Source organism: Tessaracoccus sp. (assembly GCF_016714275.1).
GTDB lineage: Bacteria > Actinomycetota > Actinomycetes > Propionibacteriales > Propionibacteriaceae > Arachnia.
Window position 1 is genome coordinate 131,132 of record NZ_JADJNP010000003.1, and the last position, 18,975, is coordinate 150,106.

18 protein-coding genes and 1 pseudogene are annotated in these 18,975 nt (G+C 68.2%); 6 read left to right on the forward strand and 13 right to left on the reverse strand.

Annotated elements, in window-relative coordinates; translation table 11 throughout:
- Nucleotides 1-2 precede the first annotated feature (2 nt).
- Complete coding sequence (locus tag IPJ61_RS13860; RefSeq protein ID WP_297108601.1) at nucleotides 3-1,019, forward strand: lactonase family protein; 1,017 nt, start codon at nucleotides 3-5, stop codon at nucleotides 1,017-1,019.
- Between the two features lie 259 nt (nucleotides 1,020-1,278).
- On the opposite strand, the gene IPJ61_RS13865 is transcribed toward IPJ61_RS13860, so the two are convergent.
- The 3 genes from IPJ61_RS13865 to arsD form a co-directional block, all read right to left on the reverse strand.
- Entirely contained in the window at nucleotides 1,279-3,018 is a 1,740-nt protein-coding gene (locus tag IPJ61_RS13865) for a sigma-70 family RNA polymerase sigma factor (RefSeq protein WP_297108604.1), read from the reverse strand.
- A gap of 564 nt (nucleotides 3,019-3,582) precedes the next feature.
- The gene (gene arsA / locus IPJ61_RS13870; protein ID WP_297108607.1) at nucleotides 3,583-5,325 is read right to left on the reverse strand and encodes an arsenical pump-driving ATPase; all 1,743 of its coding nucleotides are present in this window, start codon (nucleotides 5,323-5,325) and stop codon (nucleotides 3,583-3,585) included.
- 18 nt (nucleotides 5,326-5,343) lie between these two features.
- Entirely contained in the window at nucleotides 5,344-6,270 is a 927-nt protein-coding gene (gene arsD / locus IPJ61_RS13875; RefSeq protein WP_297108610.1) for an arsenite efflux transporter metallochaperone ArsD, read from the reverse strand.
- A gap of 6 nt (nucleotides 6,271-6,276) precedes the next feature.
- Between arsD and IPJ61_RS13880 the strand changes: the two genes are divergently transcribed.
- The 4 genes from IPJ61_RS13880 (at nucleotide 6,277) to IPJ61_RS22270 (ending at nucleotide 8,444) form a co-directional block, all read left to right on the forward strand.
- Nucleotides 6,277-6,648 (forward strand): ArsR/SmtB family transcription factor, encoded by a 372-nt coding sequence (locus IPJ61_RS13880; RefSeq protein ID WP_297108613.1) that lies wholly within the window; start codon nucleotides 6,277-6,279, stop codon nucleotides 6,646-6,648.
- Nucleotides 6,649-6,710: 62 nt separating this feature from the next.
- On the forward strand, nucleotides 6,711-7,370 hold the full coding sequence (locus tag IPJ61_RS13885; RefSeq protein ID WP_297108615.1) for an arsenate reductase/protein-tyrosine-phosphatase family protein: 660 nt from the start codon (nucleotides 6,711-6,713) through the stop codon (nucleotides 7,368-7,370).
- Nucleotides 7,367-8,014: an arsenate reductase ArsC gene (locus tag IPJ61_RS13890; RefSeq protein WP_297108618.1), complete on the forward strand. Its 648-nt coding sequence runs from the start codon at nucleotides 7,367-7,369 to the stop codon at nucleotides 8,012-8,014. Before IPJ61_RS13885 ends, IPJ61_RS13890 begins: the two co-directional genes overlap by 4 nt.
- 184 nt (nucleotides 8,015-8,198) lie before the next feature.
- Complete coding sequence (locus IPJ61_RS22270; RefSeq protein ID WP_366505691.1) at nucleotides 8,199-8,444, forward strand: recombinase family protein; 246 nt, start codon at nucleotides 8,199-8,201, stop codon at nucleotides 8,442-8,444.
- Between the two features lie 63 nt (nucleotides 8,445-8,507).
- Here the strand turns inward: IPJ61_RS22270 and IPJ61_RS13895 are convergent.
- The 3 genes and pseudogenes from IPJ61_RS13895 to IPJ61_RS13905 form a co-directional block, all read right to left on the reverse strand.
- Nucleotides 8,508-9,109 (reverse strand): annotated as a pseudogene (locus IPJ61_RS13895) (cadmium resistance transporter).
- Nucleotides 9,106-9,465: a Cd(II)/Pb(II)-sensing metalloregulatory transcriptional regulator CmtR gene (gene cmtR / locus IPJ61_RS13900; RefSeq protein WP_006590980.1), complete on the reverse strand. Its 360-nt coding sequence runs from the start codon at nucleotides 9,463-9,465 to the stop codon at nucleotides 9,106-9,108. Before cmtR ends, IPJ61_RS13895 begins: the two are co-directional and overlap by 4 nt.
- A 187-nt stretch (nucleotides 9,466-9,652) precedes the next feature.
- The gene (locus IPJ61_RS13905) at nucleotides 9,653-9,808 is read right to left on the reverse strand and encodes a hypothetical protein (protein ID WP_297108622.1); all 156 of its coding nucleotides are present in this window, start codon (nucleotides 9,806-9,808) and stop codon (nucleotides 9,653-9,655) included.
- Nucleotides 9,809-9,992: 184 nt separating this feature from the next.
- On the opposite strand from IPJ61_RS13905, the gene IPJ61_RS13910 reads away from it, so the two are divergent.
- A complete protein-coding gene (locus tag IPJ61_RS13910; RefSeq protein ID WP_297108625.1) occupies nucleotides 9,993-12,524 on the forward strand; it encodes a LuxR C-terminal-related transcriptional regulator in 2,532 nt (843 codons plus the stop codon).
- Here IPJ61_RS13910 and IPJ61_RS13915 read toward each other — a convergent pair.
- From IPJ61_RS13915 to IPJ61_RS13945, 7 genes are all read right to left on the reverse strand, one after another.
- Nucleotides 12,449-14,314: a LuxR C-terminal-related transcriptional regulator gene (locus IPJ61_RS13915; protein WP_297108628.1), complete on the reverse strand. Its 1,866-nt coding sequence runs from the start codon at nucleotides 14,312-14,314 to the stop codon at nucleotides 12,449-12,451. The genes IPJ61_RS13910 and IPJ61_RS13915 overlap by 76 nt on opposite strands.
- Complete coding sequence (locus IPJ61_RS13920) at nucleotides 14,296-14,988, reverse strand: ATP-binding protein (protein WP_297108631.1); 693 nt, start codon at nucleotides 14,986-14,988, stop codon at nucleotides 14,296-14,298. Before IPJ61_RS13920 ends, IPJ61_RS13915 begins: the two co-directional genes overlap by 19 nt.
- A 32-nt stretch (nucleotides 14,989-15,020) precedes the next feature.
- The gene (gene ppk2 / locus IPJ61_RS13925) at nucleotides 15,021-15,791 is read right to left on the reverse strand and encodes a polyphosphate kinase 2 (protein ID WP_297108634.1); all 771 of its coding nucleotides are present in this window, start codon (nucleotides 15,789-15,791) and stop codon (nucleotides 15,021-15,023) included.
- Nucleotides 15,788-16,261, reverse strand: a complete 474-nt coding sequence (locus tag IPJ61_RS13930) for a cation-translocating P-type ATPase C-terminal domain-containing protein (protein ID WP_297108637.1) — start codon at nucleotides 16,259-16,261, stop codon at nucleotides 15,788-15,790. The genes ppk2 and IPJ61_RS13930 overlap by 4 nt, the downstream gene beginning before the upstream one ends.
- Complete coding sequence (locus tag IPJ61_RS13935) at nucleotides 16,258-16,974, reverse strand: HAD-IC family P-type ATPase (RefSeq protein WP_366505692.1); 717 nt, start codon at nucleotides 16,972-16,974, stop codon at nucleotides 16,258-16,260. The genes IPJ61_RS13930 and IPJ61_RS13935 overlap by 4 nt, the downstream gene beginning before the upstream one ends.
- Nucleotides 16,865-18,532, reverse strand: a complete 1,668-nt coding sequence (locus IPJ61_RS13940; protein WP_297108640.1) for a cation-translocating P-type ATPase — start codon at nucleotides 18,530-18,532, stop codon at nucleotides 16,865-16,867. Before IPJ61_RS13940 ends, IPJ61_RS13935 begins: the two co-directional genes overlap by 110 nt.
- A gap of 175 nt (nucleotides 18,533-18,707) precedes the next feature.
- A complete protein-coding gene (locus IPJ61_RS13945) occupies nucleotides 18,708-18,902 on the reverse strand; it encodes a hypothetical protein (RefSeq protein WP_297108643.1) in 195 nt (64 codons plus the stop codon).
- Between the last annotated feature and the right edge of the window lie 73 nt (nucleotides 18,903-18,975).

Here is an 18,975-nt window from a genome sequence, read left to right on the forward strand (position 1 = left end):
GCATGACAACTGAGAACCTGGTCCTGGTAGCCAACGACAAGGGCGGAACCATCTCCACCCTCCGCGTGGAGGAGGATCGGCTCGTGCCGGTGACGGTGTCCGAGGTGGGCGCGGGCTGCAGCACGTTCGCCGTCGACGCCGCGAACGACCTCGTCTACGCCGCCACCCGCCAGCCCGGGCCCGCCATCGTCACGCTCCGGCTCGACCGCCGCACCGGCGAGCTGACGGAGGTCGCGCGGCGGGAGATCCCCAACCCCGTCGCCTACCTGACGCTGACCCATGCGACGCTGCTCGCGGCGTCGTACCACGGCGACTGGGGCGCGTCGTACCCGGTGGCCGACGGCGTCGTCGGCGATCCGGCGACCACCGTGCGCGCGCACCGCATGCACGCCGCCGTCGCCGACCCGCGCGGCGAGAACGCCTACTTCGTGTCGCTGGGCGACGACCTCATCGTGCAGCGCGCGATCGCCGTCGACTCCGAGGTCGTCGAGCTGTCCGAGCCGACGGTGAACTGCATGCCCGCGTCCGGCCCCCGGCACCTGGTGATCTCGGCAGACGGCCGCAACGCCTACCTCCTCACCGAGTTCACCGCCGAGGCGACGCGGTTCGAGCGCCTCGAGGGCGGCCGGCTGGAGCGCCGCGAGACCGCCTGGGCCTTCGACCGTGACAGCGGCCTGCATCAGAGCGCCTACGGTGCCGACCCCCTCGCCGGTCACCTGATCTGGGGCGCCGACCTTGCCTTGGCCGACGGCCAACGCTGGCTGCTGTGCACGGAACGAACGGAGTCGACGGTGGTTGCCGTCGAGCTCGACGATCGCGGTCACTTCACCGGACGGACCGTGCTGTCGCGCACGGAGCAGCAGCCCCGCGGGATGACGGTCTCGCCCGACGGCAGCCTCGTCGTCGTGGTGGGGGAGCGGTCGGACCATGCGTCGCTGTATCGGATCGACGACGGTGCCCTCGTGCGGCTCGACCGGACCGAGGTCGGCCGGGGACCCAACTGGGTGCGATTTGTCTAGCCCAAACAACGGCTAAGGCCCGGGACCACCAATAGATCCCGGGCCTGCGGAGCCACTCCCCCCACGAAGTGAGCCGCCGAGCGTCGCCCCCAGCCACGCTCTGTGGGATAACCGAAGCCATCCCGATGTAGGTCGCACTCCCCCCGAAGTGCTTCCCAGGCCCGCGCCCCGCGATGCGGTCCTATTAAGAGAGACACTGGTCCGCGCGGAATGTGACGCGATCGATGGAAGGTTTTTTGCTTTTTTCCGGGCGGTCGCGTCACCTGGTGGCGGTCGGTTCCGTGGGCTCGACGGACGCCGTCGGCGCCGGGGTCGGGTGGGTCCAGGTTGGAGTCGGCCACGGGTGCGGGGTCCACGTCCAGGTGGGTGTCGGCCACGGGCTCCACGTCCAGGTGGGCGTCGGGCGGGGTGTCGTGCTGGTGCTCGTCGGCTCCGGCGAGGGTGCCGTGGTGGTCGGAGTGGGCTTCGGCGTGGGTGTGGTGGTCGGCGTCGGAGTGGGCTCCGGTGTAGGAGTCGTGCTGGTCGGCGTCGGCTCTGGCGTGGGAGTGGTGTTCGTCGGTGCCGGCGTGGTCGGCTCGGTCGACGGGGTGCCGGTCGGCTCCAGCGTGGTCTGGGTCGGCGACGGGTCCGTGGTGGGACTGGTCAGCGGCGGATGCGTGGGTGAGGTCGACGTCGATGTCGGAGCCGGTGTCGGCGTCGGGCGCGTGGGTGAGGTCGTCGATGGACGTGTCGGCTTGGCCGTCGTCTGGGTCGGCCTCGGCGTCGTGGTGCGTGACGCCGTCGTCGTGGGCGCCGAGGTGTGCCTCGTCGGCAGCGTCGCGGGCTCTTCGGGTGGCTCCGGCTCCTCGGACCTCTCTGGGGGCTCGGGTGTAGACGACGGGGTGGGCGGCTTGGGGGAAGAGGTGATGGCGAGCGTCGGCCCCGACTGCGTCGTTTTTGCCGAGGCCCCGGCCCTGGGCTGCTCGGCTCGGACGTTGGGGGAGTTGAGCGTGTTGGCGATGACGACCGTGACGGCGACCACCGCGACGGCGGCCACTGCGGCGACGATGCCCGCCTGGCTGCCCGAACTCGCCGCCTTCCCCGCCGACTTCCCGGCAGCGCCGCCCGCGGAGATGTCCACGGGCACGGCTCCCGCGGCGGTGCCGCCGGCGGTCAGAGTCTCGGCCCCGTGGGGAGCGACGTGACCCTCGATGCCGTGAGGTCCCGCGGCCTGGGCGGGTTCGGTGGCGTAGAAGGTGGCCAACCCGGCGATCGAGCCGCCGGCGATGAGGGCCACGATGCGCAGCGACGTCGCGAGATGGGCGACACGGTGGGCTGCGCGGTCGCAGTCGTCGCACTCGTCGAGGTGGCGGCGTACGCGCTCCCGCTGCGCCGTGGTGAGGGTGCCTCGGGCAAAGCCGCTGAGGTGGTCGTGGACCCATGCGCACTCGGGGTCGGTGCCGCGGGCTTCGAGCTGCGTGGTGAGCCAGGCCTGACTGAGCGCGGCGCGGGCACGTTTGGTCAGCGCGGCGGCGCTGTTGGCGGTGAGGCCGAGGCGGACGGCGACATCGGCCGTGCGGCGGCCCTCGACGTCGATCATCCACAGCACGGAGCGCCAGCGCTGGGGCAGGGTCTCGAAGGCCTCGGCGACGGCCTCGTGCTCGGCGAGCATCGCGCTGAAGCCGTCGTCGGCGACCTGGGCGTCGCGGCGCAGCCAGTAGTCGAGCCGGTCGTCCTCCGCGGGTTCCTCGCTGCTTCGCGTGGCGGTGTTGACGGCGAGGTTCTTGATCGTGGTGCGCAGGTACTTCCCGAAGGCGTAGTCGGGGCCGCCGCCACCGCTGATCGTCGCCCAGATCCGGGCGAAGGCCTCGGCCGTCAGATCTTCCGGGTCGAGCGAGGAGGTAATCCGGGCCGCGTAGCGCACGGCGGAGGGGTAGTGGTGCCGGAACAGCTCATCGAACGCGTCCTTGTCCCCCTCGCGGCTGCGCCGCAGAAGGTCCGGTTCGTCCACCTTGTCCATTTCCGTCCCTCGATCGCGTGCTTCTGACTGGCTTTCGCCGCCCCAACCGGAGGGGGGGCATCGAACTCGTGGACGGGCGGTTCGTGGCGGCCAGTTGGGTGCGCCCTGTGAGTCATCGTACGTCGTGGGCAGAGGAGAGGCGAGTCGGCCCTCTTCGTGTCACTCACAGGGGTGACAACACGAGGACCCGCCACCCGGAGTTATCCACAGGTCTATCCACATTGGGGATAATCACACCCGTGTCATTTGCCTGAAAGCAAGAACCCACCGGGACGACTGTCGAGCCGCAACCTACTTTGTACAAACGGGCCTCTATACAATATGGGTGTCCAAAGTGCGTTGCTCCGCGGCCGTGTCCGGGTGCGGTTGGGGCTGGTGGCATGTCACGACGCACCCCTCCTGAGGTGACCCGAGCATGGGAACTCTGCACACGACAAGCAGGCGAGGCTCTGAACAAAGGCGCGGACGCTTTTCTTTCCTGCTGGCTGGTGAGGGAGCGTGTCACGCTTCTGCGGCTGAGTGGGCCGAGGCCAAGCGGCCAGCGCGATTCGGCAGGCCAGGGTGCTAATGGGTGGCGAGTCGGTGCAGCAAGGCAGGCTCCGTGGGTTCTTCGAGGAGGAGGGGGATGGTTGCGACTCGTGTGGCAAGCGTGTTGACGGTGGCGATGTGGGGCGCCTCTGCTTCGGCGCGTGCGGCGAGGAGCGGGTGTTGGGTGCCGGTCTGACTGATGGCCTGGTTGACGACCCATCCCCACGGAACAATGCCGGCTCGACGGAGGTCCGCGTCGAGGTCGGCTGCCTCCTGGACTGGGGTGGCGTCGGGTAGCGTGACGATGACGATCCGGGTCAGGTCGGGGTCTTGGAGCCGCATGAGCGGAGTCACGATCCTGGCATCGGGGCCCATGCCGCGGACGATCTCGCGGTGGTACGAGCCGGTGGCGTCCATGAGAAGGAGAGTGTGGCCGGTCGGTGCGGTGTCGATGACCACGAACTCTTCCTTTGCCCGAGAGACGAGGTGCGAGAACTCGCCGAACACGGCGACCTCTTCGGTGCAGGGTGAGCGAAGGTCCTCAAGGAGCTGTGCCTTGCCTGCCTCATCGAGGCGCGACCCCTTTGTTGCCAGTACCCGGTCGCGGTAGGCCCGGGTTGCCTCTTCGGGGTCGATGCGTGACGTGGTTAGGTTCTCGACGGCCTCCCCCAGGGACTGGTCGAGGCGGCCGGCTGGATCCGTGGTGGAGAGATGGACCCGCTTGCCCTTGTGTGCCAGAGCGAGGGCGATCGCGGCTGCAGCGGTAGTCTTGCCCACGCCCCCCTTGCCCATGCACATGACCAGGCCGTGATCGTCTTGGGCGAGCTCGTCGACCATGTCGGCAATCGACGACGTGGTCGAGCTCGGTGCCGATGGGGCCGCGAGGGGGTTGGGCGGGGCTGAGTTGGTGACGGCCAGGAGGGCGCGCACGTTGTCGAGCCCGACGATGCCGCTTGCCCGGAGCGGGATCTGGGACGTCCCCAGTGCCCTCAGAGCGAGGGGCATGTTGCCGATGGCCTGCTGCTCTCGTGCGACGACTGCCCGCGCAAGGGCGTCGTTCCCAGCCGCCTCGTCAAGCACGGCGTTGATCACCAGCCGCTGCTCGGTGATGCCGAGGGCAGCCAGTTCCTCTGCGGTTCGGGCAGCCTCGTCCAGCGACGCCTTCTGAGCTCGCGCCACCAGAACCAGCGCAGTGGCGGCGGGGTCGCTGAGCTTGGCCAGCGCCTGCGCGTACTGGGTTCTGGTCTTGTCCAGTCCGGACATCGGCCCGAGGCATGAGGCGTCTCCCTTGCCTTCGTCGAGGAAGGCGGTCCACTCCCCGGGGAGTTGGAGCAACCGGATCGTGTGGCCGGTGGGGGCGGTGTCAAAGACGACGTGGTCGTGTTCAGCGGTTCCTTGCACGTTAGTCAGCAGGTCGGTGAACTCGTTGAACGAGGCGATCTCGGTGGTGCAGGACCCCGAGAGTTGTTCGGTGATGCTGGCGAGTTCGGCCTCGGGAAGAAGCCCGCGGACCGGGCCGATGATCTTTTCGCGGTAGGCCTCGGCCGCCGCCTCCGGATCGATCTCGATTGCCGAGAGGCGATCCACCGCGGCGATCCTGGTGATCTGGTTGCCGATGGTCTGGTCCAGAACCTGGGCGACGTTGGACGCCGGATCGGTCGAGACAAGCAGCACCCTACGGCCGGAGTCGGCGAGGTTGACTGCAGTCGCGCAGGCGATCGAGGTCTTCCCGACCCCGCCCTTGCCGGTGAAGAACACGTACCGCGGAAGATCGCTCATGAAGGAGTAGCTCATTGCTCAGCAGCACCCCGTCGCGGCCGAGGTGGGCGTGCAGCATGCGGTCTGCTGTGGAGCTACTGGCTCCGGACAGCACCCTGCTGCCTCGGTTCCTTCGCAACAAGGGTTGTCAGCCGCGAGGCCGAGGTCGTCAGCAAGACCCGCGAGCCTGCGAAGCTCGTCTCGATCGGGGTAGCGACCTGTTGCGACGGTCACCTGATCGACTAGGACCAACGGCAGACCCGCTGAGCCGGCAACGCGGAGGAAGTCGGAGGCGACTGGGTTCTCCGCAAAGGCCGTCGGGTCGTTGGCCAAGTTATGGCGGGCGATGTCGACGCCTTGTGCCTTGAGGTAGTCAAGGTCGGCTGTGAACGTCACCAGAGCCTCGTCCACGTCTGTGCCACACACCCCGGTGTTGCAGCACAGCGCTGGCTCGAACACTCGGATCTGAGGAGTTGCCGGGCCGAGGAGTTCGTCATGCAACGTCTCCACCCTGGCCGCGATGTCCGCTACGACCAGCCGCATCCGCTCCATCCCTTCGATGCCACGCTGCGACGGCTCGTCGGTGATCCATGTCTCGATCCGGCCACGCATACCCGCCACCGGCTCCACCACTGCCTCCGCGCCGAGCACCACGACCCGATCCACGCCCGCGACCTCCTCGGCGTTGATCAGGCGGGGCATCTCGCCTGCCATCGAGGCACCCCGTTCCGCCACCGCCATGGCAGCCTCCTCGTTAAGCGCCGAACCAGGCTTGGTGCCTGCCGAAGACACGCTCACGCCCCCCAGTTTCCGCATCAACGCTGCCGCGATCTGGGATTTTCCACCGTTCTTCACGCAGACGAACAGCACCGACGGCTGACCACTCATCACAACCTCCATGTATTGAAGCTCATCAATACGAGAAGCAAACCGGATATATCGAAAGATGTCAATATGGCATACCATGGGGGCATGGTGACCACCGAGCAACTTCGCGAAGAGCCCGCACGCTGCTGTCCGGATAACGGTGAGACGCTCCTTGACGGCGATAATGCGGCTGTGCTTGCGGACGTCTTCAAGGCGCTCGCCGACCCTACGCGGGTGCGCCTGCTGCGCTACCTGGCCGACTCGGCGAATGGGACCGTCTGCGCCTGCCACCTGCCGGACGCCCTGGGGATCACCCAGCCCACGCTCTCCTTCCATATGCGCAAACTCCATGACGCCGGCCTGGTTGAGCGCGAGCAGCGCGGACGCTGGGCCCACTGGTCGGTCAATGCGGCCGCGCTGGATCCGATCCGCTCTTTCTTGCGACTGGAGACTCCTACTGGATCTACATGCTGTTGACCCTTTCGGTACGCAGGTAGTTCAGTTAAGATTGCATCAAATCTGGCTGAAGGGAGATTGCGATGGAGCTGGAACAGCGTGCGGAGTTCTATGCGGCCCTCGGGGATGTCACCCGACTGAGACTGCTCGACGCCTTGGCGTGCGGCGACCTCACCCCGCGGGCCCTGGGGGAGGAACTGTCCCTGCCAGGCAATCTGCTCACCCACCACTTGGGCGTCCTCGAGGCCGCAGGGCTGATCCACCGTCGACGCTCAGATGCGGATCGCAGAAGCAGCTACATCCAGTTGGCCGACCGTGCCCGCCCGATGCTGTCGCCTCGCCTCCCAAGCCAACCTCCGCCGCGTGTGGCCTTCATCTGCACCCACAACTCGGCCAGATCGCAACTGGCCGCGGCCTTGTGGCGGCGGGCCAGCAACATCCCGTCCGTCTCCGCAGGAACCGAGCCGGCGACACGCGTGCATCCGGGAGCCATCCTGGCGGGGCGACGCGCAGGGGTGGATATCAGCGCTGCCACTCCCCAGTTGCTCGACGGCGTGCTGAGTAAGGAAGACCTGGTCGTGAGCGTCTGCGACAACGCGGGCCGGCAGCTCCCGGTTGACCACGTGCACTGGTCGCTACCAGACCCGGTGGCGGTCAACACCCGTGCAGCATTCGACGAGACTTGCGCCGAGCTCAACCAGCGAGTTCACGCCCTCGCCGACATCATCCAAGGAGAACCATGACCACCACCGAAGAACGCACCTGGGAGTCCCTCCGGCTCGACGAACGCCGCGCCCTCACCAACGCGGCCGAGCGCCTCGCGGCAGAGTTCGAACCCACGTTCGGCCGCGAAACCATCGAACGCTTCCTCGCAAGCTCCTACGATCAACTCGCAGCAACGGCAAAGGTCGTGCACTTCCTCCCCCTGCTCGCCGAGCGCTTCGCGCGGCAGCGACTCCAAGCGGTCGCCCGGCTCGACGATCACCACAACGACGGCAAAGCCGTCGTGCTGTTCCTCTGCACCCACAATGCCGGCCGTTCCCAGATGGCGCTCGGGTTCTTCGAAGCACTTGCAGGCGACACCGCCATCGCCTGGTCTGGGGGCTCCACACCGGCAGACAGCATCAACCCGATCGCCATCGAGGCAATGCAGGAGCGGGGGGTCGACATTTCGCGGGAGTTCCCCAAGCCCTGGACTGACGAGACGGTCAGGGCCGCTGACGTCGTCATCACCATGGGGTGTGGCGACGCCTGCCCAGTCTTCCCCGGAAAGCGCTACGAGAACTGGAACGTCGATGATCCCCATGCGATGAGCATCGACACCGTTCGACGCATCCGCGACGACATCGAACGCAGAGTCCGCACTCTCATTGCCGAGTTGGACTGATCGCAGCCACCGGGCCGCTCGGCAGGGCGGCTACTTTGTACGCCGCCGGCAACGGGGCGGATCTGTACAAAGTGCTGAGCGTGAGGCTGCACAAACTAGGTCGCGACTCGACAACTCCTGTCGAGCCGCAGCCTAGATTAGATAAATGGGCTTCTATCTAAGATAGGTTCAAAGTAGGAGTGTCATTCACGTCCTCGCGTTCCCGGAGATCGACACCACGGGGCCGTTCGGCACCGCGCTGCTGACGATCCTCGGGGCACTGGCTCAGATGGAACGCGACGTTCTTGCCGAGCGCGTGCAGGACGGACTTGCGGCAGCCAGGGCACGCGGTCGCACCGGCGGCTGTGGCTTCGTTCGCTTGGTGGCGGGGTTTTTGCAGCGCTCCGTGGCGGTCTTGTTGCCGCGATCACGCAGGACTGGCTGCAGGTAGGTGCCGCGGTCTGAACCGAGAGGGGTGCGCCCGGTCGGGGCCGTTTGGATCGCTGCCGCTACGTCAGAGTCCGAAGGCTCCGCCGCTGACGAGGATCACGATGCCGAGGCCGATGAGAACGATGGGGAAGAGGATGTGCTCCCAGCGTTCGAGCACTTCGGCGATCGGGGGCGGGTGGCGACGAACTTTGCCAGGGCCACCAGGACCGCGACGAGCGCGAGGAAGACGATGCAGTAGGCGACTACTGCGAGAGGTTCCACGCTGAGGAAGACAGGGGTGTAGACGCCGATGTTGTCGCCGCCGTTGGCAAGGGTGACGCCTGCGACTGTCCACACGCCGACCTTCTTGCCGGCAACCTTGGCCTCGTCGTCATCGTCGTCATCGTCTCCGCGCCAGGCCTGCCATGCGGCCCAGAGGCCGAGGCCCAGAGGGATGAGACCGAAGTACGGGATGGCTGCCGAGGGCAGGAATGCTCCGGCACCGATGGTCACCAGGACCGCGGCACCGAGGATGCCGGCGAATCCGAGGTACTGGCCGGCCAGAATGCGGGCGGTAGTGCCGCGCTGGCCTGCCCCTCGCGCGAAGAAGAGGGAGAGCACGATGATGTCGTCGATGTTGGTCGCTGCGAACAGGCCCATCGCCTGCAAGACCGAGGTGAGGATCATGCGCCCTCCCCAGCTGCGTCGCATCCGGGAAGCGAGCAGGCGGGATCGATGCACGGGGCGTCTTCGTCCACTGCCAGGGTGGCATCGACCAGTGCCGTCAGCGCCTGCGCCAGGTGCGAATCGGCGATCTCATATCGTGTCCGACGACCCTCGGGCTCGGAGACGACGATCCCGCAATCGCGCAGGCATGCCAGGTGGTTGGACACGTTCGGGCGTGTCAGGTCCAGATCTCGGGCCAGTTCCGCCGGGTAAGCGGGATGGTCGAGCAGGGTCAAGATGATCCGGGATCGAGTGGGGTCGGCCAGTGCACGACCCAGGCGGTTCATCACGTCGAGACGCGAAGCAATAGTCAGCATGGACTGAACTATACAGCGCGTACTGAACACTCGGTCACGGGCGTCAGCCGCTGAGGGCGGCCGCCCTACTTTGTACGAATCGCGGGCCAGCACCCCGATTCACAAACTGGTACGCGGGAAGTCGTACAAACTGCAGTGCATCTCGACAACGACCGTCCCGGTGGGTTCGAGGTGTGACCTGGAGGCCCTACTTCTTCTTGGACTTCTTGGTCTTCTTGTCCTTCTTCTTGCTCTTCTTCTTCGCCATCTCCGTGACCTTTCTTCGATCGGCGGAGGCTGTCCCCGCCGGATGTGATTGCCACGACCGCACTGTTGCGGCGCGTGGCGTGGATCCACTGCTCACGGTAAGGAGGCTGCTCCGGGGTGTCCGGCTGCCTGCGCGAAGTCCACCCGCGCACCCCATCACGACATCATTCATCCCCCTTTCTAGGGGGAGCATGGGAGTTTGCGGGTGGGAGGTGGCGGGCCTGTTGATACTGAGCCGCATGAGATCCCTGTCGACCCGTCACGCTCCAGAGAAAGCGGGGGTGGCGTTCGAAGCCGCGCCGCTCACGGTGATCGCGGCGCCCGCCGGCTTCGGGAAGAGCACCTTGATCCGCATGTGGCGCTCCGAGAAGGAGGCCGACGGCGTCGTCATCGCGGTCGGCTCCTTCGACACCTACTCGCGCGTCAACGCGTTGGACGCGGGCCTCGTGCTGCTAGACGTCGCGCGCGGGCTCGGTGTCGCCGAACCGGCGCTGAGGGCCGCCCGCACGCAGATCCGGCCGGATGGGGCGGCGCTCGGCGCGGCCTTCATCGGCGCGCTCAGTGCCGAGTTCGTCGGGCTGCCCCACGAGTTCGTCTGCTTTCTGGACGACCTCCACACCCTCCCCGCTGAGGTGGCCGACGACATCGGTCAGCTCATCGCGGCGACGGCCGACGATGCCCATCGCTTCGTCGTGGCATCCCGCACCGAGCCGCCGTGGTCGCTCAAGGAGCGGGACGCTGACCTCGTCACTGCGGACGACCTCCGCCTGACCTCGGACAGCATCGCCAACCTTCTGGGAGCCGGTTTCGCGCACGTGGTGCCGCGTGCGCTGGAGATCACGGGCGGGTGGGCGGCGGCGGTCGAGGCTGTCCGGTGGCGGCTCCAGGCGACGCCGACGCTCGACCTTGACGGCGTGGTCCTCGACCTGGTCGACTACGTCGCGGCCGAGGTGCTGCCGGTCCTGGACCTGGAGACGATGCGGGTGCTGAGCAGGACGTCGATCCTGGAAGCGTTCCCGGTGTCGGTCGCGGTAGCGGTGTCCGGCGACCCCGAGGCGCCGCGCCGTCTCGACGACTTCCGTCGCCGCACGTCGCTCATCACCCGCGCCGACGATGGAACACATCGCTACCACTCGATCCTCCGGGAGGCGCTCCGCCAGCACCTCACCCGCTCCGAGCCGGAGGCCATCCAGAAGTTGCACAGGCGGGCCTCCGACGCCTGGCTCGCCGAGCCCTACTCGTTCGACGCCCTCAACCACGCGATCGGCCACCTCGTCGAGGCGCGATCGTGGGACCGAGTGCTGCCGTTGCTGCGCGAGCGAGCGAGCGAGTTCGACGCACAGATGCGCCTCGAACTGTTCGCGCACTGGCTCGACCTCATCCCCGGGACCCGCTGGCGCGGGGATAGGGCGCTGCTCCTGCACTACGCCTCGGCCAACCTCCGGATCGGCAGGACGGCGACCGGTGTGGAAGCGGCACAGAGCCTTGAGCAGGACGCCGACCCCGTCGTGGCGGCGGTGGCGTCGCTGCTGTATGTGTCGGCGATCGCGTTCACCACCGATCATCACGACGCGCTGCGGGTGATCGAGGAGATCCTCCCGTGGCTGAGGGAGCTCGACGCCCATCCGCGTCCCGACGTGCCCGCGTTTCCCGGCGCGCGCAGCTATGAGGTCATGGCGCTCGCCTTCTCCGGCGCGGCGCTGGTCACCATCGGCCGGTTCGACGACGCCCTCGCGGTGAACGAGCGCATCTTGCCGCGCCGCGACGCGATCGCGCCATTGACGGTGTGCGCAGTCCTCAGCGTGAGCGCGTTCGCGTTGGCCATGCGGGGAGACGTCACGGCCGCGAGGGCCCGCGCGCAGGAGGCGATGCAGCTCGTCGCGGAAGCAGCCACGCCCCAGCATGTGCGCAATGTCATGCCGCTCCTGGCGCTGGCCATCTGCGCCGCGTTGACGGGCGATCGCGCCGAGGCCTCGGGGACGCTGGCGTGGGCGGTTGAGCTCTGCCCATCGCGGATGACGAACATGCTGAGGCTGTGCGACATGGTCGGCGCGCTGTGCGGGGTGTCCGGCTCGTTCCTGTCCGACGACGATCGTGCGATGGTGACGGCGTCCATGCACCTGGTCGATGATGTCGCGGGTGCGGCGGAGGCCCGGCGCCGTGCTCGGCTGGGCGACACCATCGGTGCTGAGCGGCAGCTAGGCACGATCGAGCCGCATGACGTCATGCTTTCGGCCTGGGCGGAGGTGCTGCTGCGCTGCCACGAGCGTCGCTGGGTCCGCCGTTGGCTGTCGAGGCGCGCGGCACCGACCAACCCCCTCGGCCGCGTCGTGGGGCTGCTGGCGGAGGCGGCCACCGCCGAGGAGGACGCTGAGGCGTCGCGGCTCGTCGAGGAGGCCGCCGAGGTCGCCGCGGACCAGCACCTCGTCGGCCTCCTCCTCGACGCTCCTGCGCAGCTGTGGACGCGGCTGGATCTGAGCCGCGCCTCGCACCCTCTCCTGGCTGAAGTGGCGGCGAGGCGGGAACGGCCTGGTGACGGCGCCCCGCTCTCGGCGTTGACGACGAGGGAGCTCGAGGTGCTGCGGCTTCTTCCCTATGTGGGGACGGCCAGCGGCCTGGCCGAGAGGCTGTACCTTTCCGCCAACACGGCGAAGTGGCACCTGGCCAACATCTACCGAAAGCTGGGGAGTTGGCCGGCAGCAGGAGGCCGTCGCGCGCGCGACGGAGCTGGGACTGATCACGGCTCGATGAGTCTGAACTCGACGGCGCGTTCGACGGCGGCGGCGCGGCCGCGAACGCCCAGCTTGCGATAGACGTTGGCCAGGTGCCACTTCGCCGTGTTGACGGAGACCAGGAGCCGATCGGCGAGGTCACGCGCGGTGTCCGTATAGGGAAGGACGCGCAGCACCTCGAGCTCGCGGGCCGTGAGGACGGGTGCGGCGCCATCTGCGGGCTCGGTCCTGCGCCGCTCGGCTGCCTCGATGAGGAGTGGATGGGAGGAGTGGTCGATGTCGAGCCTGGTCCAGAGCTGCGCCGGGGCGTCCAGAAGAAGCCCGACCAGCCTCTGCGGCGCCGCGAGGTCCGCTGCCTCCACCGCAAGACGGGCGACCTCCGTGGCAGACTCAGTCGCGACGGCCTCGGCGAGCAGCCGACCGATCCTGCCGCGCAGGCAGGTCGGCGACGACCGCAGCCCGAGCCATCGGGTGACCCGGCGACGCTCAACCCGCCCCAACAAGACCTCCGTCCACGCGGTGAGGGTGAGCTCGTGCGGCTCGGTCCTCCCCAGGTGCCGCTCGGCCCCCGCGATGTCGCCGAGCCAGGCACGACGTCGCGCCTCGGCTGCGACGGTGACCTGCGTGACGAGCGAGAGTGGCGTGGCAGGCGGGGCCGGGTCGAGCAGCTCCAGGAGGGAATCGCGAAGGCCGCACATCACCCCCACGAGATCGCACATCTGAGTGAGGTGCACCGTCCGGGCGGGTCGGCATGCGGCGGCCGCCTCGCTGGTCAGACGCCGCGCCTCTTCGAGGTCGCCGTCGCCCGACAGGTGGGCGAGCGCAAGGGCCAGCAGCGCGAACGTCTTCGGCACGCTCTGATCGGCCAGCCCGGCGTCGGCCGCGATCTGCAGCGACTCCCGTGCGCGGGCAGTCCCCGCCGCAACGTCACCTCTCATCGCCAGAGCGAAGCCGAGTGTGCCCGTGATGCCGATCTGGGCAACGGGCGCGAGCTCGGCCCGGTGGTGCAGGAGCCGAGTGAGTGTCGTGACGGCATCGTCGAATCGCCCGAGATAGGTCTGCGCCTGACCGATCATCCAGAGCGCAGCGAGTTCGTGCCGCCGCATGCCGGGAATCCAGGGTCCCTCGGTCGGCTGCGCATGGTCGAGCGCCACCATGACCGGGAGCGCCGACTCACACGCCTCCAGCGCGTCGAGCGGATCGACGGTCCAGCTCACCGCCGCCCCGCGGAGGAGAGTTGCGGCCGCCGCCGCGACGGGATCGTTGGTGACCGCCGGGCTCTGCAACTCGCTCAGAGCGGTGGTCACGTTCCCGATCCGGAGGCTGGCCCAGCAGTACAGCACGAGGAGCCTGCCGTCGCTGCGCCAGTACCTGCCGGGGACCGCGTCGAACCAGCGTACGAGCAGGTCGACCCGGGCGTGCCGGTCGAGTTCGTCCGCTCCGTCGCTTGTCAGCTCGACCACCCGGCGCCAGGACCGCGCGCCGATGAGGTGGTCGACGGCGTGCGTGAAGGCGGCGAACGAGTCCGGCTCCTCCAGCCATGCATCAGCCGCGCGGAGATGCAGCTCCTGGATGCGCTCAGGTTCATGCTGGGTCGAGTGTCGACGGAGCGCTTCGCGAAAGATGGGGTGGTACCGGTAGGTCCCGTCGGCCCGCCGTGTGAGGAACGACGTGCGTAGCCGGACGTCCTCGAGGACGCGGAGCGCGGCGGGGTTACCCGAGACGGCGACGGCGACCGACTCCGGGAACGCGTCGAGGATGGATGTCCTGCTCAGCATCTGCATGTCCCGCGGTTCGAGAACGGACAGCACCTCGGCGATGACGTAGTCGGCGAGGTCGACGACCGCATCGTTCAGGTCGAGCGTCGGCACCGCGTGCAGGCGCCAGCGGGCGTCGCGACTGCGGCGGCCCAGCCGCCGGTCACCTCCCACGCGCGAGGGGCGAGGTGAGCGAACTCGGGAGCGAGCAGCGCCGCGATGTCATCTGATGTCAGGAGTAGCTCGTCGGCGCTGACGACATCGGCCAAGCCCGACACCCGCCACCGTTGCACGGGCCACGCGGGCCTTGTCCGAGAGGCCACCACGAAGCGGTGACGGCTGTCCGCCGTGGACGAGAGGAGACGCCCGACGTCGCTCACCACGTCCGCGCGGAGCGCCTGGAGATCGTCGAGGAAGCAGACGAACGGGTGCGGGAGTGCGGCCAAGGCCGCGCCGAGAGCCCGGATGAACTCGCGCCCGAGTTCCGTCCCGTCGCCATGGATCAGGGCGAGTGTCTCCTTCAGCCTCGCCTCCTCGACTCCGAGCATGCGCGAGAGGTCGGTGAGGACGAGGCCCGCATCCAGCGCATTGGTCTGGTGGAAGGCGTCGAACGTTCCCGCAGCGGTGACCGTGCTCGGACCCAGCGTCGAACCCCAAGCCCGCATCAGCGCGCTCTTCCCGAACCCTGCCGGCGCCACGATGACGGTCAGCGGCGCGGCGCCGAGCACGACCGGAATGCGCTCGGCGATCCCGCCGTCCGAGACGAACCTGGGCGTCTTCCCTGGCATGCGATGCGTGGGTCCCGTCCGTGGGCTTCTCGTCAGGCGTGGAAGCGCGTCTCGATCAACCGGTCCTCGACGATCGAGGGATCCCGGTCCGGGGTGACGGTGCGTTCGGGCAGCTCGACATCGCTGGCGGCCAATGGAAGGTAGGGCACGTGGGCGAGGATGTGCGAGATCACGTTGAGCCGCGCCGACTTCTTGTCGTCGCTCACCACCGTGTGCCACGGAGCCCAGTCGGTGTGGGTGAGGGTCAGCATGTCGTCGCGCGCCAACGTGTAGTCATCCCACTTCTCGTACGAGGCGACGTCCATGCCGGACAGCTTCCAGACCTTCCGCGGATCATCGATCCGGCCGTTCAGGCGCAGCGTCTGCTGCTCCGGCGAGACCTCGAGCCAGTACTTGAGCAGGATGACGCCGGAGTCGACGATCGCCTTCTCCACGGAGGGCACGATGCGGAAGAAGTCCTGGACCTGCTGCTCGGTGCAGAACCCGAAGACCCGCTCGACGCCCGCCCGGTTGTACCAGGAGCGGTCGAAGATCACGATCTCCCCGCCCGCGGGCAGGTGGGGGATGTAGCGCTGGATGTACATCTGGGACTTCTCGCGCTCGGAAGGCGCGGGCAACGCCACGACCTTGACCACGCGGGGACTCACCCGCTCGGTGAGCGCCTTGATCACGCCGCCCTTGCCCGCGGTGTCGCGCCCCTCGAAGACGATGCACCTTCGCGCCCGTCTCTTGACCCACTCCTGCATCGCCACGACGTCGGCGTGCAGCTCCTTCAGGTGCTTCAGGTACCGCTTCTTCTTCATCTCGACCTTCTTTCGTTGTGCGCGGTCAGGCCGCGCGGACGCGTTCTGGAACGACGGCCTCGAGGCCGCGGGCGGGCGGGCTCCTTGCCGAGCCGGGCCCGGCGGAACACCTTGTGGACCTCGACGACGAGCGCGACGATCAGCGCATAGCCGACGACGGACATCCACTGGCCGCTCGTGAGGTCGACGGTGCCGAGGAGGCCCCGCAGCCATCCCCACTCGACGCCGAGCACCGTCATGGCGGTCGGGATGAGGAGGATCTTGAGGGCGCCGAGGATGGGCGCGTTCAGCCCGGAGTCGGGGTCGCGGCGCATCACGAGGGCGCTGAAGACGGTGCCGAGGCCCATCACGGCGAACGACATCGTCATCGGGACGTTGGGCTCGGTGGGGCTCAGCTCGCCCGGGGTGAACAGCAGCGCGGCGAGCGTGACGGCGAAGAGGGTGAACCCGAACACGACCCACTGGGTCACCGCGCGGCCATTGGCGATGCCCTGTGAGGTGTCCCGCGGGGACGCGACATCAGGTCCTCGGGCGTCGGGTCGAGCATGATCATGACGACCGGCGCGGCGCAGATGAAGAAGTTCAGGTAGAGCACCATCATCGGGGTCATCGGCATGCCCTGGTTGATGTTGAAGAGACTCGCGCTGAGGAACAGGAACACCAGTGAGAGCAGCTGGGTCATCTGGAAGCGCACATAGGACGTGATCTTGTCGTAGATGCCGCGGCCCAGATGGATGGCCTTGACCAGTGTGCCGAAGTTGTCGTCGGTGAGGATCATGTTCGCGGCCTGCTTCGTGACCTCGCTGCCCGAACCCATCGCGACGCCGACGTCTGCCTGCTTGAGCGCGGCGGCATCGTTGACGGCGTCGCCGGTCATCGCGACGACCTCGCCGCTCTCCTGCATGATCCGCGCGAGTCGGAGCTTGTCCTGCGGGGTCACCCGGCCGAAGACGTCCAGGCGGGGAAGCGCCTCGCGGACCTGCTCGTCGGTCATCTCCTGGATCTCCGCGCCGCTGATCGCGCCCGCGCCGAGCCCGAGCTCCGCGCCGATGGCGCCCGCGGTGATGGCGTGGTCACCGGTGATCATGCGGACCTCGATGCCCGCAGCGTGCGCGATCCGCACCGCCTCGAGCGACGAGGGGCGCAGCGGGTCGATGATGCCGGCCATGCCGACGAAGATCAGGTCCTCGACGTAGGCCATCGGGTCGGCCGTTACGGCGTCCTCCTGGCCGTCGAGCGGGCGCATGGCGAACGCGAGGACACGCAGGCCCTGCTCGCTCATCTCGCGGTTGGCCGCAAGGAGCTGGGCCTGAACCCCGTCGTCGATCGGGACGGCGCCGTCCACGCCCAGCGCGTAGCCGCAGCGGTTGAGGACGACGTCCGCCCTTGACGAGGCCGACGAACCGGTCGACGCCGTCCACCGGCAGGTGGTGATAGGTGGCCATGAACTTGTAGTCGGAGTCGAAGGGGACCTCCGCGAAGCGCGGGTAGGCACGACGGGTCTCCTCGGCGTCGACGCCGAGCTTCGCCGCGAGCACGACCAAGGCGGCCTCGGTGGGGTCGCCGACGACGGCGCCCGCGTCGGAGACCGTCGCGTCGGAGTCGAGGCAGAGCCCGTAGGCCAGGCGGGTGAAGTCGGGGGCCTTCGCGCCCGCCGCGCAGGTGATCTGGCCGGACTTCTCGTAGCCGTCGCCGGAGACCTTGTACCAGTCGCCGCGGTAGTAGAGCCTGCGCACCATCATCTCGTTGAGCGTGAGCGTGCCGGTCTTGTCCGAGTTGATCGCGCTGGTGGCGCCCAGGGTCTCGACATCGCCGAGGTTCTTGACGACGGCCTTGGCCTCGGCCAGCCGCTTCGCGCCGAAGGCGAGCATCGCCTGGACGAAGGTGGGAAGGCCGGTCGGGATGGCCGAGACGGCCATGGAGATGCCGAGCAGCAGCACGGCGGCCAGCGGCTGCTGCCGAACGATGCCGAGGATCACGACGACCGCGACCGCGGCCCAGGTGATGATGCCCAGCACCTTTGTCAGCTTCGCCAGCTCGGTCTGCAGCGGCGACTTGCTGACCTCGATCTCCGACAGCATCGTCGCGATCCGGCCCATCTCGGTGTCCATGCCCGTGCCGGTGACGACCATGGTGGCCGTGCCGCGGGTCAGCGAGGTGTTCTGGAAAAGCATGGGGGTGCGGTCGCCGAGCGCGACGTCGGCGGAGTCGAGCTCGGCGGCGCCCTTGGCGATCGGGGCGCTCTCGCCGGTGAGGGCCGCCTCTTGGGTCTCGCAGCTGGCCGAACGCAGGATGCGTCCGTCCGCCGGGATCAGGTCGCCGGCCTCCAGCTGGACGACGTCGCCGGGCACGACCTCGGGCGCGGGGATCTGCTGCACCGAACCGTCACGCACCACCCGCACCATCGGCGTCTGCATCTTCGCCAAGGCGTCGACGGCGCTGCGCGCCTTCAGCTCCTGCTGTGTGGCGATCACGACGTTGATGATGACGAGGACCGAGACCATGATCGCGACCGGGGTCTCGCCGATGATGAAGCTGGCGATGGAGACCGCGATGAGCATCAGGTTCATCGGGTCCTTGACCTCGCCGAGCGCGATGGTCCACCGTGTGGGCGGTGGCTCGGAGTCGATCTTGTTCTCCCCGTACTTTGCGCGCCGGCGCTCCACCTCAGCCCCGCTGAGGCCCGCGTCGGGATCGACCTCCCACGTCGCCGCCGCGTCGGCGGGGTCATCGCGTACCACGCGGGTGTGGGATCCGTCGTGGCCTCGGCGTTATCAGTCATCTTCGTACTCCTCAAGATGCGGTCGGCCTGCGCTGGCCTCCGAACAAGAAAACTCTATGGCTGGCGTCAGCGCCGCCGTGCGCAACGCATCCCATACCGTCGCCCCATCCCCCGGTTTTCGGGGCAGTACAGGCTCAGATCAGGATCACGACGAGGCCGAGGACGACGGCGGCCGCACACAAGGTGAAGCACACGGAGGCGAGCGTCAGCGCGAGCCAGCCGCCGCGGACCACCATCCTCGTGCCGAGCGCGTAGAAGGCGACGATCGAGACCGCCCCGATGCACGCGGCGGCGAACACCTTCGCGAAGGCCATCCAGTCGACGCCCATCAGACGTACTCCTTCTGCTTGGGCGCCTCGGCCCCATCGGTTTCGTCCTCCGCAGGCTCGTGCATGGCGTTTC

Coding starts and splice junctions, on each gene's coding strand:
- IPJ61_RS13865 (WP_297108604.1), bottom strand. CDS start 3,018: ATGGACAAGGTGGACGAACCGGACCTTCTGCGGCGCAGCCGCGAGGGG.
- arsD (WP_297108610.1), bottom strand. CDS start 6,270: ATGGTATGCCATATTGACATCTTTCGATATATCCGGTTTGCTTCTCGT.
- IPJ61_RS13860 (WP_297108601.1), top strand. CDS start 3: ATGACAACTGAGAACCTGGTCCTGGTAGCCAACGACAAGGGCGGAACC.
- IPJ61_RS13885 (WP_297108615.1), top strand. CDS start 6,711: ATGGAGCTGGAACAGCGTGCGGAGTTCTATGCGGCCCTCGGGGATGTC.
- ppk2 (WP_297108634.1), bottom strand. CDS start 15,791: ATGAAGAAGAAGCGGTACCTGAAGCACCTGAAGGAGCTGCACGCCGAC.
- cmtR (WP_006590980.1), bottom strand. CDS start 9,465: ATGCTGACTATTGCTTCGCGTCTCGACGTGATGAACCGCCTGGGTCGT.
- IPJ61_RS13945 (WP_297108643.1), bottom strand. CDS start 18,902: ATGGGCGTCGACTGGATGGCCTTCGCGAAGGTGTTCGCCGCCGCGTGC.
- arsA (WP_297108607.1), bottom strand. CDS start 5,325: ATGAGCGATCTTCCGCGGTACGTGTTCTTCACCGGCAAGGGCGGGGTC.
- IPJ61_RS13890 (WP_297108618.1), top strand. CDS start 7,367: ATGACCACCACCGAAGAACGCACCTGGGAGTCCCTCCGGCTCGACGAA.
- IPJ61_RS13880 (WP_297108613.1), top strand. CDS start 6,277: ATGGTGACCACCGAGCAACTTCGCGAAGAGCCCGCACGCTGCTGTCCG.
- IPJ61_RS13920 (WP_297108631.1), bottom strand. CDS start 14,988: ATGCCAGGGAAGACGCCCAGGTTCGTCTCGGACGGCGGGATCGCCGAG.